Raw genomic sequence first — 12,700 nt, forward strand, 5'->3', positions numbered from 1 at the left:
GACAAAGAGGAGAAATCATATGAAAACACCAATTTTGATCGCCATGATTGCCTACATGGCAATGGTTGTGTACATCGGAGTGATTTACAGCAAGAAGAATAAGACTTCTGAAGACTATTTTCTGGGAGGAAGAGGACTCGGTCCCTGGGTTACGGCAATGAGCGCCGAGGCTTCCGACATGAGCAGCTGGCTGTTGATGGGGCTTCCGGGACTGGCTTATGCATCCGGCTTCAGCCAGGCGGGATGGACTGCCATCGGCCTGATTTTAGGAACCTATTTAAACTGGAAGATCGTTGCAAAACGTCTCCGCCGCTATACGGAAGTTTCCAACAACTCTATCACGGTTCCCGACTTTTTCAGCAACCGTTTCAAAGATGAGAAGAAGATTTTAATGTTTGTCTCATCCATCATGATCCTGATCTGTTTTACGGTATATACAGCATCCGGATTTGCGGCCTGCGGAACTCTGTTTAATTCAGTATTCGGGCTCAATTACCAGGCAAGCATGATCGCCTGCGCGGCAGTTATCGTCATCTATACATCGATCGGCGGATTCCTTGCCGCCAGTACTACAGACCTGATCCAGGGGCTTTTAATGTCCTTTGCGATCGTCACAGTCCTGATCGTGGGAGTTGCGGCTGTGGGAGGCGTCGGAAATGTTGTGGAACACGGCAAGGCTATGGAAGGATTCTTTGATGTCATGAAATATCATGATCCGGCCACCGGACATGCCGTATCCCAGGGTGTAATTCCCATCCTTTCAGGACTTGCATGGGGACTTGGATACTTCGGCGTACCGCATATCCTGGTACGTTTTATGGCCATCAAGAATGTAAATGAGATCAAGAAATCCAGAAGGATTGCTATGGTATGGGTGATGATCTCACTGACTGTGGCTGTGTGCATCGGATTTACCGGAGCGGCTCTTTATCCGAACGTAGCGGAGCTTGCAGGCAGCGGAAACCAGAGGATTTTTATCTATATGACGATGCACCTGTTTAAAGGAATTATTCCTTTGCTTTTTGCAGGTATTATTTTGTCAGGAATTCTGGCAGCAACCATGAGTACATCAGATTCCCAGCTATTGATCGCTTCTTCCTGTGTCGCGAAGAATATGTATCAGGGATTCTTTAAGAGAAAAGCTTCCGAGAAAAAAATTCTTATCATTTCCAGGGCTACCACAGTTGTCATCGCGGCCATCGGAGTTATCATTGCACTGGATGAAAACAGCTCCGTATTTAAGCTGGTGGAAAATGCATGGGCAGGATTTGGCGGAGCGTTTGGTCCGTTGATCTTATTTGCACTGTTCTGGAAACGCACCAATTTAAAAGGAGCAGTTGCAGGAATGGTCAGCGGCGGTGTCATCGCCCTTGTTTGGCCGTATACGTTTGCAAAGCTTGGCGGGATTTTTGAAATTTACTGCCTGCTGCCTGCATTTATCGTGTCTTCTCTGATGATCATCGTTGTCAGCCTTTTGACAGAAGAACCGACCAAAGAAATGCAGGAAGAATTTGAAGAAGCAAGAAAGCCTCTTTAAAGTTTGAAAATTATGCGTTATGATATGGATATGGTAAGTTTTACATAAAGAAAGGGGAAAAAGCAGTATGTTAAATGAAAAAGTAGCACAATTGATGAACGATCAGATCAATAAGGAGTTTTATTCTTCCTATCTGTATTTAGATATGTCCAATTACTATGTGGACAAAAATCTGGACGGATTTGCCAACTGGTTTAAGATTCAGGCACAGGAAGAAAGAGATCATGCCATTTTATTTATGGAATATCTTCAGGCAAACAGCTGCAAAGTAACACTGGAGGCAGTCGCAAAACCGGATAAGAGCTTTGAAGAACCGATGGACCCGCTCAAAGCAGCATTGGAGCATGAGCAGTATGTTACTTCTCTGATCAACAATATTTATGATGCGGCATATCAGTGCAAGGACTTCAGGAGTATGCAGTTCCTGGACTGGTTTGTGAAAGAACAGATGGAAGAGGAGAATAATACCGATTCCCTCGTTCAAAAATTTGAAATGTTTGGGACTGATCCGAAAGGCTTATATATGCTGGACGCAGAGCTTCAGACAAGAGTCTATGCCGCTCCGTCACTGACTGTTTTATAAATTTCATAAAATTTTCCGGGATTGCCTTTTTGTTAGGCAATCCTTTTTTTGGCGTTCATGACTCTGATTCCATAATATAAATAAAAGCTGATCTGCACATTCTATGGATGTTCACATAAACTGATATTAACAGAAATGAAAGGAGATATTTCGTTGGAAAAATACAATCAGCATAGATGCTCATGCGGACAGCCGGCACCATATGAGATGGAACGTACCTGCGGGTACAATTCAAAAATGAAGAGAAATGGTAATTACGGTCACCGCCACGACGGCGTGGATTCCATGGCACTCGCAATGGCATATGTGCCGTGGCAGCATTGGGATCAGATCTATTGCCCTGAAGAGGGATTGGCATGCGGTACCATTTTCCCGGAACTTAACAAACCATTTTATGGGAAAGCGGGGTGCAGACGATGAATAAATATGATCAGGAAAAATTATTGAGATATATTGATGCAGTCAGCTTTGCCTTGATTGATACGACACTGTACCTGGATACCCATCCGGATGACCAGGAGGCAATCAGTCACTTTAATCAGTACCAGTGTGCCAGAAATAAGGCTGTTAAAGAGTATTCCCAATACTTTGAGCCATTAACAATTGATTCTGCAGAGATTACTGACACTTTCACCTGGGCAACCACGAAATGGCCTTGGCAGAAGGAGGGATGTTAGCCTATGTGGAATTATGAAAAACGTTTGGAATATAAAGTCAACATCAGAAAATGTGATCCGATGCTTGCGAAAGTGATCATCACTCAATACGGCGGACCGAACGGTGAACTGGGCGCTTCTATGCGCTATCTGTCACAGAGATTTGCGATGCCCTATAAAGAAGTATGCGGCGTGCTTACAGATGTGGGAACAGAAGAACTTGCCCATCTGGAGATGGTTTGTTCCATTGTTCATCAGCTTACACGTGACCTTACGCCCGAGCAAATACAGGCAGCCGGGTTTGACCAGTATTATGTAGATCACACAACCGGTATCTGGCCACAGGCAGCCAGCGGAGAACCATTTACCGCAGATTTCTTCCAGTCTGTGGGAGACCCAATTACAGACTTGACAGAAGATTTGGCTGCTGAGCAGAAAGCAAGAACAACGTATGACAACCTGCTCCGTCTGATTAAAGATCCGGATGTCAGAGATCCGATTGCTTTCCTCAGAGAGAGAGAAATTGTCCACTTCCAGCGGTTTGGTGAAGCTCTGAGGAGAGTTCAGGATCATCTTGATTCTAAAAACTTCTACGCTTTCAACCCCGCTTTCGACTGCAAAACCAAATAATTACGAAGTTTTTTCTCGTTTTAATCGGCAGGACCTTTGTTCTGCCGTTTTTCTTTTTCGTGAATTTTTAAGAAATTCTCTATATTATAAATGGTCTTTTCATTTATAAAGTGTTCTATTTTTTCTACCTGTTCCAGTTCATCTTCGCTTTCATTGATCATGCACAGGAACCGGTTCAGGATATCATGCCGGAATAAAAGATAATCCCCGGCTTTTCTGCCTTTGTCGGTGAGCCGGATATATCCGTATTTTTCAGATAACAGATATCCCAGGTCCTTTAAATTTTTTACCATCTTTGATGCAGAGGAAGGCTTGACATGGAGCATGTGGGCCAGCTGGTTTACCCTGACGACTTCTTCTGTCAGGAGCAGGCGGCAGATCATTTCCAGATAGTCTTCCATAGAGGCCGTCATATTGTGGGCCTCTCCGTTCTGATACCCTTTCAGTGTATAAAATCCTTCTTTTTTTTCCATGAGCCGCTTCCTTTTCATAAAAATATTGTAACGCCTTATTTTGTCCCTCAATATAATAGCATTGAGAAATAAAGTTTCCCTATCCTAATGGATATTAAGGAGTGAATCGTTTTATGAGTCAGAATTGCAGTTTAAATGAATTAAATCCGGGTGAAATCGCGGTGGTAAAAGAACTTAAGATCAGGGGGAGCATCCGCAGGAGGCTTCTGGACATTGGACTGGTGAAGGACACTAAGGTAGAGTGCGTCGGGAAGAGCCCGGCAGGAGACCCGGCGGCCTTTTTGATCAGGGGTGCGGTGATCGCGATACGGTCTGAAGATATGAAAGATATTGTAGTAAGGATTTAAAACAGGAGGACATAATGCGATGGGACTGACCAGTCATTCCACCGGAATGAAATCCGTAGATTCGGGGCTGAACGTAAAAAAACAGAATCCAAAGGACAAAATTGTTGCCATAGCGGGGAATCCCAATGTGGGGAAAAGTACGGTGTTCAACAATTTGACGGGAATGAGACAGCACACAGGGAACTGGCCGGGAAAGACAGTGGCAAATGCACAGGGGTACTGCAAAACAGAGAAGAATTCCTATGTCATGATCGATATACCCGGCACCTACTCTCTGATGGCACATTCCGCGGAAGAGGAAGTTGCCAGAGATTTTATTTGTTTTGAAGAACCGGATGCGGTCATCGTTGTATGTGATGCCTGCTGTCTGGAGAGAAACCTAAACCTGGTACTCCAGACTATGGAGATCACAGACCGGGTCGTAGTCTGTATCAACCTGATGGATGAGGCGGGAAAGAAGGGAATCTCGATCGATGTCCGGGCGATCTCAGACAAATTGGGGGTTCCGGTGGTGGCAGCGGCTGCCAGAAGCGGAGAGGGCCTTGCGGAACTGATGAATGCCGTCGATGCCGTTGCCGACGGCAGATGGGATCAAAAGCCTGTAAAACCATTGTATGATTCTTGTTTAGAGGAAGCACTGAAAAATCTCAAGCCGGTGGTGGACCAAAAGGTATCGGGCAGGTTTCCGGGCCGCTGGTCTGCACTTATGCTTCTGGAGTCAGATCCTTTTCTGCTTCTGGAGATAGAACAGCGGCTGGGCACCGAGCTAAGAGAAGATCCGGATATGAAACAGGCTGTTAAAAAAGCAGAACAGATTCTTTCAGAAGACGGAACAGAGGATCTGGAAGACAGGATTGTCTCAGGGCTGGTAAAAACAGCTCAGGACATTTGTGCCGATACAGTCCTGTTCGGGACAAAAGATTATATAAAAAGGGACCGGAAGCTGGATGATATTCTGACCAGCAGGAAAACCGGATATCCGGTGATGATCGGACTTTTGGCCATGGTACTGTGGGTTACGATCGTTGGAGCCAACTATCCTTCAGAACTGCTGTCAAAGGTTCTGTTTTGGGCGGAAGACCGCCTTGCCGGGCTGTTTCTTAATGCGGGACTGCCTGCATGGCTTTGCAGTATGCTGTTCTCAGGAGTTTACCGGGTTTTAGCCTGGGTCGTATCCGTCATGCTGCCGCCCATGGCAATCTTTTTTCCTCTTTTTACACTTCTGGAGGACGCAGGATATCTTCCGAGAGTCGCATATAATCTGGACCGGTCCTTTAAAAGATGCTGTACATGCGGAAAACAGGCACTTACTATGTGTATGGGCTTTGGATGCAATGCCGCAGGGATCGTTGGGTGCCGTATCATTGATTCGCCCAGGGAAAGGCTCATAGCGATCCTCACAAACTCATTCGTACCGTGCAATGGCAGATTTCCGACGCTGATCCTTATGATCACCCTGTTTTTTGTAGGGACAGGAGACGGACTGCCCGCCTCCATCGGCTCGGCGGTGCTGCTGACGCTGTTGATTCTGCTGGGGGTATTTATGACCCTTGCAGTTTCAAGACTGTTGTCAAAAACGGTGCTCAAAGGAATGCCGGCATCTTTTACGCTGGAACTTCCGCCGTTTCGGAGGCCTCAGATCGGGAAAGTCATCGTAAGATCTATTTTTGACCGGACTTTATTTGTCCTGGGCCGTGCGGCGGCAGTGGCTGCACCGGCAGGACTGCTGATCTGGATTCTGGCCAATATTTCAATAGGGGAAACAACCTTGCTTTGCGGATTTACGGAGCTGCTGGACCCGTTCGCGAGAATGATCGGACTGGACGGAGTGATCCTGGCTGCGTTTATCCTCGGGTTTCCAGCCAATGAAATTGTCGTGCCGGTGATGATCATGGCATATTTGTCTCAGGGGATAATTACAGAACCCGGAAGTGTGGAGACGATCCGTCAGCTTCTGATACATAACGGCTGGACACAGACGACGGCCCTGTGTATGATGCTGTTTTCTCTGATGCACTGGCCGTGTTCCACGACGCTCCTCACCATTAAAAAGGAAACAGGAAGTCTCAAGTGGACGTTTGCTGCTTTTCTGCTCCCCACCGCAGCCGGCTGTCTGTGCTGCTTTTTCGTAAAGAATATGACTCAGCTTGTTCATTATATTTTATGATAAATATAACCAGGCCTTAAAATAGCTTTTCTGAGCTGGATTTAATCTGATCATGACAGAAGTCTGGGGATTTGCGGGATGGGTTGTATGGTGTCTGGGTTCTATGATTCGCATAGCAGCTGCACCATACAGCTTTTTTCCGATTTTTTGATTACTTGATTGCCGGAGCTTTTGTTTTGGTTTATGGAGGAGGAAGACTTGATGTTGGTTGTGAATCCACACATCGAAATGCTTTCTGTCAATGGGGTCAAGCCCTCTAAAGAGACCATTCGAAATGGTACTTATCCTTTGAATGTCTATACTTATGCAGTGACACTGAAAAGCAATAAGAAATAGAAACTAACAAATATTTGGTTTTCATGGCATTTCTTTGTTGCTTCTCTGGTGAATTCTTGTTACGATACTGTTATCTTAGCGAAAAAGAAAGAAGTATGGGAAAGATGAGGGGAATATGAACATCATTATCGTAGGCTGCGGAAAAGTCGGCCGTTCTTTGGTAGAACAGTTAAGCAGCGAGAATCATGATATATCCATTGTAGATCCAAAGGCATACGTCGTTCAGTCAATGGTAGATATGTATGATGTATTTGGAATTGTGGGAAACGGGGCAAGCTATAATGTTTTAACGGAAGTCGGAGTGGAAGAGGCCGATCTTTTGATTGCGGTGACGAATTCGGATGAATTAAACCTGCTGTGCTGCCTGATCGCTAAAAAAGCCGGAAAATGTGCCACCATCGCAAGAGTCAGCAATCCGGTTTATTTTGATGAGATCAATTTTATCAAAGAAGAGATGGGGATTTCCATGATCATTAATCCGGAGCTCGCAGCCGCTTCCGAGATGTCCAGAATTTTAAGGATTCCCACGGCTATGGAGATCAACTCCTTTGCAAAAGGGAAAGTAGAACTGTTAAAATTTGTTCTGAGAAAGAGTTCCATCCTAAATGGAATGAAGATGAAAGAAATAGGCGAGAGAATGCGCGGTGAGGTTCTCGTCTGTGCAGTGGAACGGCAGAAGGATGTTTTCATTCCTTCCGGGGATTTTGTTTTACAGGAAAACGACAGGATTTCGATTGTGGCTTCCCCGAGGAGTGCCAGCAAGTTTTTTCAGAAAATCGGTGTCCAGATGAACCCTGTCAGGAACGTCATGATCGTAGGAGGCAGCAAAACAGCGTATTATCTTTCTAAAAAGCTGCTCAGAATAGGGATATCGGTAAAGATCATAGACAAGGACTTTGATCGGTGTGAGGAACTGAGCGTACTGCTTCCCAAAGCGGTCATTATCCACGGAAACGGAAGTGACCAGGAAGTCCTGCTGGAAGAGGGGCTCCTGGAGACAGATGCCTTTGTGGCACTGACAAATTTTGACGAGGAGAACGTGTTTTTATCTCTCTTTGTAAAAGGGCAGACACCCGCAAAGCTGATCACAAAGGTGAAACGTGTCAGCTATAATCATATTATCGACGGTCTTGACCTGGGAAGTCTTATATATCCGGAATATATCACGGCTCAGTATATCGTTCAGTATGTCAGGGCAAAACAGAATTCTATCGGGAGCAATATAGAGAATCTGTATAAGATTGTGGACGGAAAGGCAGAGGCCCTGGAGTTTCATATTGAAGAACATGCACCGGTCATCGGTATTCCGCTCCAGATACTGCCGCTGAGGGACCAGATCCTGATCTGCAGTATTAACCGGAACGGAACGGTGAAGATTCCAACAGGACAGGATATGATACAGGTGGGAGACACCGTGATCGTTGTGACCACGAAGACAGGCCTGCACGACATCAGTGATATACTGAAAAAAGAATAGAGATGATTGGAGAAAAAAGAAAATGAATTACGCTGTTATCCGATACATATTAGGATTGGTCATCCTGTTTGAGGGTGCCTTTCTGTCACTGCCGTGCATTGTAGCCATGATTTACAGGGAAGCCAGAGGCATCCCTTTCTTTGCAGTTATGCTCCTCTGTTTCTTTGTCGGATTTTTACTGAGCCATAAGAAACCCAAAAATATGCAGTACTATGCCAAAGAGGGATTTGCGGCCGTTGCATTGAGCTGGATTCTGCTGAGTTTTTTCGGGTGTCTTCCTTTTGTATTTAACGGAGACATCCCATCCTTTACAAATGCAATGTTTGAGATGATTTCAGGATTTACCACCACGGGAGCCAGTATTTTGTCCGATGTCGAAGTGCTGGCAAAGTGCAGTCTGTTTTGGAGAAGCTTCAGCCACTGGATCGGGGGTATGGGTGTTCTTGTATTTATCCTGGCAATCCTTCCGATGGGAGGAGGACAAAATCTGCACCTGATGAAAGCGGAGAGTCCGGGCCCGTCCGTAGGAAAGCTGGTGCCGAAGGTAAGGCAGACCGCCAAGATCCTCTATGGAATCTACTGTTTTATGACGCTGATAGAGATCGTTTTGCTCATGTTTGGAGGACTTCCTCTGTTTGATTCCATGCTGCTTTCTTTCGGAAGTGCCGGTACCGGAGGCTTTTCTATTCTTAACTCCGGATTGGCCGACTATTCTCCCTATATTCAATATACGGTGACAGTCTTTATGATTTTGTTCGGTGTAAATTTCAATGTATATTATTTTATTCTGATCCGAAAGTTTAAAGACGCATGGAAGTTTGAAGAACTGAAATACTATCTGTTTGTCATTGCGGCTGCTGTCATATGTATTACCTACAATATCAGGGACCTGTTTCCAACCCTGGAATCTTCATTCCGCCATGCCTTCTTTCAGGTAGGCTCCATTATTACGACTACCGGTTATTCCTCCGTAGATTTTAATGTCTGGCCGGAATTTTCCAAGGTGATTCTGGTAATGCTGATGTTTATCGGAGCCTGTGCCGGAAGCACCGGGGGAGGGATTAAAGTGTCCAGAGTGATTCTGATGCTGAAGACGGTAAAAAAAGAGATGTATTTTTACATACACCCCAGAAGTATCCGGAAAATAAAATTTAATCAGCATGTAGTCGAGCATGAGGTAATACGTTCCATCAATATTTTTCTGATCACCTATATGATGATTCTGGCATTTTCTACACTGCTGATCGCTTTGGATGGATTTGACCTGATCACAGATTTTACTGCGGTCGTGGCGACTCTGAACAATATCGGACCGGGGCTTGAGCTGGTGGGACCAACCAGCAATTTTGGTATGTTTTCTGATTTTTCCAAAGTGGTCCTGATGTTTGATATGCTGGCAGGAAGACTTGAGCTGTTCCCGATGCTGGTCCTCATAAGTCCGATTACATGGAGAGATACCAAGGTGTTTAAGAAGATTCCGAAGTACAGGAAGGATAGTCCTGGAGTATAGAAAGTGTAATCAGAACCTGGGATGGCAGGTAAAAGAACCACATTCCGTTTTGTGCAAAGGATAAAACCGATTCCGGTACAGAAAAGGGAGCTGCGGGGGAAAGATTGAAAAGTCCTACGCAGATATCACAGCAGAGAAATAAAATGAGTCCTGCACTAAACAATCTGTGTTGAAGATTTATACGGCGTACGGCAAGGCTTTCTGCCGCATTGAAGAGTAACTGGGTGAAGTAGAAGACTCCGGCCGCCGTGAGAAGATTCCATGTATGGAGAATTCCTAAAAACACAAACATACATCCTGTGAGAAGAAAACGAACGGGCAGAAACGGAAGAAAGGCAAAGCCTCCGGCCCGGAGGAGACGGCAGTAATACAGCATCTGGACTCCGCAGAAACACAGGACACCGGCCGGATAATTTGTGTCAAGGACCAGGAGAAATACATCGGCAGCGGCGGTCAGTCCGAGGGCGGATATTACCAGTATGCGGTCCTTAGTTTTGCCATACATTAAACCGAAGAAGAAGCACAGCAGGATGGAGCAGTATTTCAGAATGGTGCTTAAAAGGCCTGAGGAAGATGTGAGATCCAGCACTAAGAAGGAAACATAAAGAATACATTCTGTTAAAACGAAAAGAAGTACAGCGGACCCTGCGGGGTCTGTTTTTTTCATTTTGCACCTTCCTTTCTGAAAACGCCATGGATTTTTTGCCTGTTTTATAGTATTCTTATTAAAATGAGAATTTATACAAGGAGGTTGATTATGAGTCGAGTATTTAAGTTCCACAATGATGTGGATACGGACCAGATTATAGCATCCCAGTATTTACTGCTGCCGAATATTGAGGAAATGAAAGTATATGCCTTTGAATCTATCGATCCGGATTTTTCAAAGAAGGTGCAGGAAGGCGACATCGTTGTTGCCGGGGAGAATTTTGGATGCGGCTCCTCCAGAGAGCAGGCGCCGAGTGTGTTAAAGGCCCTGGGGGTAAAAGCCATCGTTGCCAAATCCTTTGCCAGGATATTTTACCGCAACGCCATCAATATCGGACTTCCGGTCGTTGTAAGCGGGGAACTCTATGACAAAGTAGAGCAGCTTGACGAGATCGAACTGGATCTGTCTGAAGGCGTGATCAAGACGAAAGATGAGACGTTGCCCTGCACAAAACTGCCGCCTTATATGCAGAATATTTTGGATCACGGCGGATTAATTAATTTTCTGAATGAAGGCGAGGTGTAGATTATGGGAATGACAATCGGAGAAAAGATTATCGCGAGGGCGGCAAAGGTGCCGGAAGTGAAAGCGGGAGAAATCCATACAGTGGAGCTTGACCGCCTGATGAGCAATGACGGGACGACACATTTGACGATCGATATGTATCACAATGATTTAAAACATCCAAAGATTGCAGATAAAGACAAACTGGTCTTCATTATTGACCACAATATTCCGGCGGAGAATCCAAAAACTGCGGAGGCCCACAGGAAAATGAGGAACTTCGCCAGGGAACATGACATCGCCTTTTATGAAGGAAAGGGAGTCTGCCACCAGATCATGGTGGAGGATTATGTATGTCCGGGAGAGCTGATCATGGGAGCCGATTCCCATACTTGTACATACGGTGCGCTTGGCGCCTTCGGAACAGGGATCGGATGTACGGACTTTTTATACGGCATGGTCACAGGGACCTCCTGGGTCATGGTACCTGAGACGATCCGCTTTGAGCTGACCGGAAAATTAAGAGAAGGCGTATATGCCAGAGATCTGATCCTTTCAATCATCGGCATGGTAGGAGCCAATGGATGTAACTATAAGATCATGGAATTTGCAGGAGAAGGGGCACACAACTTAAGTATTAATGAGCGTCTGGTATTGTGTAACCTTGCGGTGGAGGCAGGAGCTAAAACCGGAATCGTGGAGCCTGACGAAAAGGTTGTGGAATATGTGGAATCCAGGGGCCGTAAGGCAGAAAACCTGTTTGTGAGCGATGAGGACGCCCGTTTTGAAAAAGTTTACCATATCAACCTGGATGAGATAGAGCCGGTGGTTGCGAGGCCGCATTTGATCGATGATGTCGTGCCGGTTGAAGAAGCCGGAGACGTTAAAATTGACGAGGCATTTTTAGGTTCCTGCAACAACGGACGGATTGATGAGCTGCGTCTGGCGGCTGAGATACTGAAAGGAAAGAAGGTTCATGAGGACGTCAGATTCCTGATCGCACCTGCTTCCAATGAAGTTTATATGCAGGCGTTGGACGAGGGACTGATCGACATCTTCATGGAAGCCGGAGCCATGGTCATGAACAGCAACTGCAGTGTGTGCTGGGGAAGCTGTCAGGGTGTGATCGGTGAAGGGGAAGTTTTGATCTCCACCGGTACTAGAAATTTCAAAGGACGTGCGGGACATCCGGATTCTTATGTCTATCTGGGATCTGCGGCGACCGTCACAGCGTCTGCCATCGCAGGGAAAATCGTGAAAAGATAAAGGAGTTTACATATGGAAAAGTTTACTGGAAAAGTATGGGTGCTGGGCGATGATATCGATACGGATATCATCATTCCTACAGAGTATCTGGCGCTTCCGACCGTGGAAGACATGAAGCAGTATGGATTTTCTCCGCTGCGTCCGGAGCTGGCATCTCAGATAAAGGAAGGCGATATCATCGTGGCCGGAAAAAACTTTGGCTGCGGCTCCTCCAGAGAGCAGGCTCCTGAGATCATTAAGGCACTGAACGTCAAATGTGTCATTGCCAAATCCTTCGCGCGGATTTTCTTCCGCAACTCCATCAATAACGGGCTTTTGCTCATCGAAAATGACCAGATTCAGGAGAAGGTGAAGGAAGGGGATACTCTTGATGTAACGCTGGGCGAGTCTGTTGTGTATGACGGCAGGGAGTATCCGATCCAGCCGCTGCCTCAGAATCTGATGGACATTATAGAAGCCGGAGGACTGGTGGAAGCAATGAAAAAAAGAAATGGGGTGAAATAGC

At 45.8% G+C, this 12,700-nt stretch carries 15 protein-coding genes; 13 read left to right on the top strand and 2 right to left on the bottom strand.

Going from position 1 to position 12,700, the window contains the following annotated elements:
- Window positions 1–19 precede the first annotated feature (19 nt).
- The 5 genes from putP to CI597_RS03450 all read left to right on the top strand — a co-directional run bounded on the left by putP (window position 20) and on the right by CI597_RS03450 (window position 3,406).
- Complete coding sequence (gene putP / locus CI597_RS03430; RefSeq protein ID WP_024728128.1) at window positions 20–1,537, top strand: sodium/proline symporter PutP; 1,518 nt, start codon at window positions 20–22, stop codon at window positions 1,535–1,537.
- A 67-nt stretch (window positions 1,538–1,604) separates the two neighbouring features.
- The gene (locus CI597_RS03435; protein ID WP_024728127.1) at window positions 1,605–2,120 is read left to right on the top strand and encodes a ferritin; all 516 of its coding nucleotides are present in this window, start codon (window positions 1,605–1,607) and stop codon (window positions 2,118–2,120) included.
- 153 nt (window positions 2,121–2,273) lie between these two features.
- Window positions 2,274–2,540 carry a spore coat associated protein CotJA gene (locus CI597_RS03440; RefSeq protein WP_024728126.1) on the top strand — a complete coding sequence of 89 codons (267 nt, stop codon included), beginning with the start codon at window positions 2,274–2,276 and terminating at the stop codon, window positions 2,538–2,540.
- The gene (locus CI597_RS03445) at window positions 2,537–2,797 is read left to right on the top strand and encodes a spore coat protein CotJB (protein ID WP_006568793.1); all 261 of its coding nucleotides are present in this window, start codon (window positions 2,537–2,539) and stop codon (window positions 2,795–2,797) included. Before CI597_RS03440 ends, CI597_RS03445 begins: the two co-directional genes overlap by 4 nt.
- A 3-nt stretch (window positions 2,798–2,800) precedes the next feature.
- The gene (locus CI597_RS03450) at window positions 2,801–3,406 is read left to right on the top strand and encodes a manganese catalase family protein (protein WP_024728125.1); all 606 of its coding nucleotides are present in this window, start codon (window positions 2,801–2,803) and stop codon (window positions 3,404–3,406) included.
- A gap of 20 nt (window positions 3,407–3,426) precedes the next feature.
- Here the strand turns inward: CI597_RS03450 and CI597_RS03455 are convergent, their stop codons facing one another.
- Window positions 3,427–3,879: a metal-dependent transcriptional regulator gene (locus CI597_RS03455; RefSeq protein WP_024728124.1), complete on the bottom strand. Its 453-nt coding sequence runs from the start codon at window positions 3,877–3,879 to the stop codon at window positions 3,427–3,429.
- A 113-nt stretch (window positions 3,880–3,992) separates the two neighbouring features.
- On the opposite strand from CI597_RS03455, the gene CI597_RS03460 reads away from it, so the two are divergent.
- From CI597_RS03460 to CI597_RS03475, 5 genes are all read left to right on the top strand, one after another.
- Window positions 3,993–4,226: a FeoA family protein gene (locus CI597_RS03460; protein WP_024728123.1), complete on the top strand. Its 234-nt coding sequence runs from the start codon at window positions 3,993–3,995 to the stop codon at window positions 4,224–4,226.
- Window positions 4,227–4,245: 19 nt separating this feature from the next.
- Entirely contained in the window at window positions 4,246–6,393 is a 2,148-nt protein-coding gene (gene feoB, locus CI597_RS03465) for a ferrous iron transport protein B (protein WP_095142877.1), read from the top strand.
- Window positions 6,394–6,594: 201 nt separating this feature from the next.
- On the top strand, window positions 6,595–6,729 hold the full coding sequence (locus CI597_RS18910) for a hypothetical protein (protein WP_268876101.1): 135 nt from the start codon (window positions 6,595–6,597) through the stop codon (window positions 6,727–6,729).
- A gap of 115 nt (window positions 6,730–6,844) precedes the next feature.
- Window positions 6,845–8,206, top strand: a complete 1,362-nt coding sequence (gene trkA, locus CI597_RS03470) for a Trk system potassium transporter TrkA (protein ID WP_034549644.1) — start codon at window positions 6,845–6,847, stop codon at window positions 8,204–8,206.
- Window positions 8,207–8,228: 22 nt separating this feature from the next.
- Window positions 8,229–9,716, top strand: a complete 1,488-nt coding sequence (locus CI597_RS03475; RefSeq protein ID WP_024728121.1) for a TrkH family potassium uptake protein — start codon at window positions 8,229–8,231, stop codon at window positions 9,714–9,716.
- Here the strand turns inward: CI597_RS03475 and CI597_RS03480 are convergent.
- Window positions 9,673–10,383 (bottom strand): lysoplasmalogenase family protein, encoded by a 711-nt coding sequence (locus CI597_RS03480; protein WP_024728120.1) that lies wholly within the window; start codon window positions 10,381–10,383, stop codon window positions 9,673–9,675. The two genes, CI597_RS03475 and CI597_RS03480, sit on opposite strands and share 44 nt — an antisense overlap.
- Before the next feature lie 90 nt (window positions 10,384–10,473).
- Between CI597_RS03480 and CI597_RS03485 the strand changes: the two genes are divergently transcribed.
- The 3 genes from CI597_RS03485 to CI597_RS03495 are packed head-to-tail and all read left to right on the top strand — an operon-like array spanning window position 10,474 to window position 12,699.
- Complete coding sequence (locus CI597_RS03485; RefSeq protein WP_024728119.1) at window positions 10,474–10,950, top strand: 3-isopropylmalate dehydratase small subunit; 477 nt, start codon at window positions 10,474–10,476, stop codon at window positions 10,948–10,950.
- A gap of 3 nt (window positions 10,951–10,953) precedes the next feature.
- The gene (locus CI597_RS03490) at window positions 10,954–12,195 is read left to right on the top strand and encodes a 3-isopropylmalate dehydratase large subunit (RefSeq protein WP_024728118.1); all 1,242 of its coding nucleotides are present in this window, start codon (window positions 10,954–10,956) and stop codon (window positions 12,193–12,195) included.
- Window positions 12,196–12,207: 12 nt separating this feature from the next.
- Window positions 12,208–12,699, top strand: a complete 492-nt coding sequence (locus CI597_RS03495) for a 3-isopropylmalate dehydratase (protein WP_024728117.1) — start codon at window positions 12,208–12,210, stop codon at window positions 12,697–12,699.
- The last annotated feature ends 1 nt before the right edge of the window (window position 12,700 follow it).

Source organism: Anaerostipes hominis (ex Lee et al. 2021) (assembly GCF_002270485.1).
Classification (GTDB): Bacteria; Bacillota; Clostridia; order Lachnospirales; family Lachnospiraceae; genus Anaerostipes; species Anaerostipes hominis.

Bases quoted from the DNA above. Each gene is read 5' to 3' on its own strand.
- trkA (WP_034549644.1), top strand. From the start codon at position 6,845: ATGAACATCATTATCGTAGGCTGCGGAAAAGTCGGCCGTTCTTTGGTA.
- CI597_RS03495 (WP_024728117.1), top strand. From the start codon at position 12,208: ATGGAAAAGTTTACTGGAAAAGTATGGGTGCTGGGCGATGATATCGAT.
- CI597_RS03450 (WP_024728125.1), top strand. From the start codon at position 2,801: ATGTGGAATTATGAAAAACGTTTGGAATATAAAGTCAACATCAGAAAA.
- CI597_RS03455 (WP_024728124.1), bottom strand. From the start codon at position 3,879: ATGGAAAAAAAAGAAGGATTTTATACACTGAAAGGGTATCAGAACGGA.
- CI597_RS03445 (WP_006568793.1), top strand. From the start codon at position 2,537: ATGAATAAATATGATCAGGAAAAATTATTGAGATATATTGATGCAGTC.
- CI597_RS03480 (WP_024728120.1), bottom strand. From the start codon at position 10,383: ATGAAAAAAACAGACCCCGCAGGGTCCGCTGTACTTCTTTTCGTTTTA.
- CI597_RS03490 (WP_024728118.1), top strand. From the start codon at position 10,954: ATGGGAATGACAATCGGAGAAAAGATTATCGCGAGGGCGGCAAAGGTG.
- CI597_RS03435 (WP_024728127.1), top strand. From the start codon at position 1,605: ATGTTAAATGAAAAAGTAGCACAATTGATGAACGATCAGATCAATAAG.
- CI597_RS03475 (WP_024728121.1), top strand. From the start codon at position 8,229: ATGAATTACGCTGTTATCCGATACATATTAGGATTGGTCATCCTGTTT.
- CI597_RS03485 (WP_024728119.1), top strand. From the start codon at position 10,474: ATGAGTCGAGTATTTAAGTTCCACAATGATGTGGATACGGACCAGATT.
- putP (WP_024728128.1), top strand. From the start codon at position 20: ATGAAAACACCAATTTTGATCGCCATGATTGCCTACATGGCAATGGTT.
- CI597_RS18910 (WP_268876101.1), top strand. From the start codon at position 6,595: ATGTTGGTTGTGAATCCACACATCGAAATGCTTTCTGTCAATGGGGTC.
- feoB (WP_095142877.1), top strand. From the start codon at position 4,246: ATGGGACTGACCAGTCATTCCACCGGAATGAAATCCGTAGATTCGGGG.
- CI597_RS03460 (WP_024728123.1), top strand. From the start codon at position 3,993: ATGAGTCAGAATTGCAGTTTAAATGAATTAAATCCGGGTGAAATCGCG.